The organism is Alcanivorax sp. (genome assembly GCF_014762765.1).
Classification (GTDB): domain Bacteria; phylum Pseudomonadota; class Gammaproteobacteria; order Pseudomonadales; family Alcanivoracaceae; genus Alcanivorax.
The window spans coordinates 1-3,235 of record NZ_JABURH010000020.1; the positions used below are offsets into that span (position 1 = coordinate 1).

At 59.2% G+C, this 3,235-nt stretch carries 4 protein-coding genes; 3 read left to right on the forward strand and 1 reads right to left on the reverse strand.

From position 1 onward, the window contains the following. From HUJ17_RS00800 to HUJ17_RS00810, 3 genes are all read left to right on the forward strand, one after another. Nucleotides 1–326 (forward strand): methylated-DNA--[protein]-cysteine S-methyltransferase (locus HUJ17_RS00800; protein ID WP_290508920.1); only part of this gene is annotated, 326 nt, incomplete at its 5' end. Then, the gene (locus tag HUJ17_RS00805; RefSeq protein WP_290508921.1) at nt 323–1,984 is read left to right on the forward strand and encodes an AarF/UbiB family protein; all 1,662 of its coding nucleotides are present in this window, start codon (nt 323–325) and stop codon (nt 1,982–1,984) included. The genes HUJ17_RS00800 and HUJ17_RS00805, both read left to right, overlap by 4 nt. A gap of 7 nt (nt 1,985–1,991) precedes the next feature. Continuing rightward, nucleotides 1,992–2,783 carry a M48 family metallopeptidase gene (locus tag HUJ17_RS00810; RefSeq protein WP_290508922.1) on the forward strand — a complete coding sequence of 264 codons (792 nt, stop codon included), beginning with the start codon at nt 1,992–1,994 and terminating at the stop codon, nt 2,781–2,783. A 160-nt stretch (nt 2,784–2,943) separates the two neighbouring features. On the opposite strand, the gene HUJ17_RS00815 is transcribed toward HUJ17_RS00810, so the two are convergent. Further along, the coding region (locus tag HUJ17_RS00815) for a NifU family protein (RefSeq protein WP_290508923.1) at nt 2,944–3,235 on the reverse strand (292 nt) is incomplete at its 5' end.

The window sequence follows — 3,235 nt, forward strand, 5'->3', positions numbered from 1 at the left end:
CCCCCACACTGCTAGCCACCCTGGACCACCCCGACTCCGCCCCGGCACCGTTACATCTCTGCGGTACACCGTTCCAGCGACAGGTGTGGCAAGCGCTGTTAGGTATTCCCTCCGGTAGCACCCGGCACTATGGTGAAATCGCCCAGCAGCTGGGTAGCCAGGCCCGGGCCGTTGGCCAGGCGGTGGGCAAAAACCGCCTGGCAATCCTTGTGCCCTGCCACCGGGTCACCCGCGCCGATGGCGGGCCTGGCGGGTTCTACTGGGGCACAACACTGAAACAGCGGTTGCTGGATCAGGAGCGCACCACAACAGGACATGCCCCATGAGCATCCTCCACACCGGCAAAGACCTGCTCCGTATGAATGAGCTGGCCACCATTCTGTTCAAATACGGCTTTGCCGACGTGATTCGTCGCCTCGGGCTTTCCACACCGGCTGAGCACGCCGGCAAGCTGGTGCGCAGTTCCATGCGCCCGGACATGCTGCGCATGGGCACCGCCGAGCGGCTGCGCCATGCCATGGAAGAGATGGGCCCCACTTTCGTCAAACTGGCCCAGGTGCTGGCCACCCGGGTGGATCTGTTCCCCCTGGACTGGATTGCCGAATTCGAGAAGCTTCAGGATCAAGCCACCGCCATTCCCTATGAGGAGCTGGTGCCTCATATCGAAGCAGCCCTGGGTAAACCCCTGGAGACTGTCTTTGCCCGCATCGACCCCCAACCCATCGGCGTTGCCTCCATCGGCCAGGTACATAGCGGCCTTACCCGCCGCGGCCAGAAAGTGGTGCTGAAAATCCAGAAACCGGGCATTCGTGCCAAAATCGAATCCGACCTGCGTCTGCTGGATCAGCTCGCCAAACTGGCGGCAGACAATTCCGTTGAGCTTCGCCGGTATCGCCCTGTGGAACTGGTCCGTGAGTTCAAGCGCTCCCTGACCCGGGAGCTGGATTTCACCATCGAAGCCCGCAATGCCGATCGTATCCGCCGGAACATGCGCACCCTGAAATGGCTTACCGTACCCAGGGTGTACTGGGAACTGTCATCACAGACCCTGCAGGTTCAGGAGCATATTAAGGGGATTCCCTCCCGCGCCACGGACAAACTGGATGCACAAGGTCTTGACCGGGTACTGATTGCCAGGCGCGGCGCCCTGGCCGCCTGGAAGATGGCCCTGGAAGACGGCTTCTTTCACGCCGACCCGCACCCGGGCAACTTCATCATCCAGAGCAACAACCGCATTGCCATGCTGGATTTCGGCATGGTCGGCAAACTCAGCCATAGCCGCCGCGAACAGATCCTGCAGATTACCCGCTCGGTGGTGCTACGTGAGGCGGAGCAATGTGCGGCAGTGCTCTCCAACTGGTCCGATGGCCAACCGGTGCGTTTCGATCAGCTGGTATCGGACGTGGAGGACGTGATCAGCCAGTACCACGGTATTTCACTGTCGCAATTGGATATCAGTGCCCTGCTTACCGATATCACCGCCCTGGTGCGCAATCACAACCTGGTGTTGCCCAGTGATATTGCACTGTTCATCAAGGCTATCATCACGCTGGAAGGCTTCGGGCGCCTGCTCAACCCGGATTTCGATCTGATGACCGAGGCGGAGCCGCTGCTCAAACGAATGGTTCGTAACCGCTACTCTCCGGTACGCCTGGCCAAGAGCCTTAGTCTTCGTGCTCTGGATGTGGTGGACAAGGTCTACGCCCCACCTCACTCCAGCAACCTGGTGCCACAGCAGGAGGGCAACATTGATCCCCGCCATCTGGAAAGACTGGTGGCACGGCTGGAGCGGGGCCAGTATCGCCAGGTGCAGGCCTTGCTGGTGGCAGCCGGTTTTATCGGCGGTTCACTAATGCTGGCCGGCCGTGTGCCCCCGGCACCATGGGAAATCTCCCTGTTTGGCCTTATCATCTTCCTCGGAAGCGCCGGCTGGGCAAGCTGGCTTATGTTTGTGTCCCGCCGTTTTCTGCGGGAATGGGAGTAATAGAACAATGAAATTTCGCCGTCTGATCACGGTTTCCGCCCTCACTGCCGGGCTTGTGGCCTGTGCCACCTCACCACTGGGTCGCAATCAGTTCTTATTGATGCCCGCCGACCAGATGGACGAGATGGGCAGCACTGCCTATGCACAGATGAAGGAGGAAAAGCCACAGAGCAAGGACAATCGTGAAGTCAACTACGTCCTTTGCGTGAGCAATGCCATCACCAACACTTTGGGTGGCAACCAGCAGTGGGAAGTGACCGTGTTCCAGGAAGACAGCGCCAACGCTTTTGCCCTGCCCGGGGGCAAGATCGGCGTGCATACAGGTCTGCTAAAAGTGGCCAAGAACCAGAACCAGCTTGCCGCCGTAATCGGTCATGAAATTGGCCATGTGCAGGCTCAGCATTCCAACGAGCGAATGTCCCTGCAGTACGCCACCCAGAGCGGTATGCAGCTGCTGGGCGCTCTTGCTGGCCAGGATACCGCAGCCAAACAGGGAGTGATGGCAGCTTTGGGGGTGGGCGCAGAATATGGTCTTGCCCTGCCCTTCAGCCGCAAACATGAAGCCGAGGCAGATATCATCGGCCTGCAACTGATGGCCCAGGCCGGTTTCGATCCCCGGGAAAGCGTAAACCTGTGGCAGAACATGGCAGCGGCCAATGGCGGCAATGAGCCACCAGAGTTCATGTCCACCCACCCCTCAAATTCCACCCGCATTGACGGCCTGCGAGCGCGCATACCGGAAGTGATGCCGCTGTATCAGCAGGCTCAGGCGGCGGGTCGTAAGCCGCAGTGCGGGTGAGGAAAGCAATTAATAGTTAACAGTGAATAGTTAATAGTGCGCGGGACAGGTTAACTCTGTCCTGAAATGCAAAAAGGCCGCGTCCTGACTTTGGGCGCGGCCTTTTTGCTTTCGGGCTATTGATAGCCTTACTCGTGTTACAACTTTGAACTTGCCACTTTTAACTGTAGTAAGCGTTATCCGTGACAGAGTGGTCGGTCTTGTCGCGGACACCGGTCAGGTCCGGCACGCGTTCTTTGAGGGTCTTCTCCACGCCATCTCGCAGTGTTACGTCGACCACAGAGCAACCCTGGCAGCCGCCACCGAACTCCAGCACCGCCACGTTATCCTCGGTCAGCTCCAGCAGCTGGACGCTACCGCCGTGGGCTGCCAGGTTGGGGTTGATCTCGGCATAGAGCACGTAATTGATCTTCTCTTCGATGCTGGCATCTTCACTGATGTCCGGCACCCGG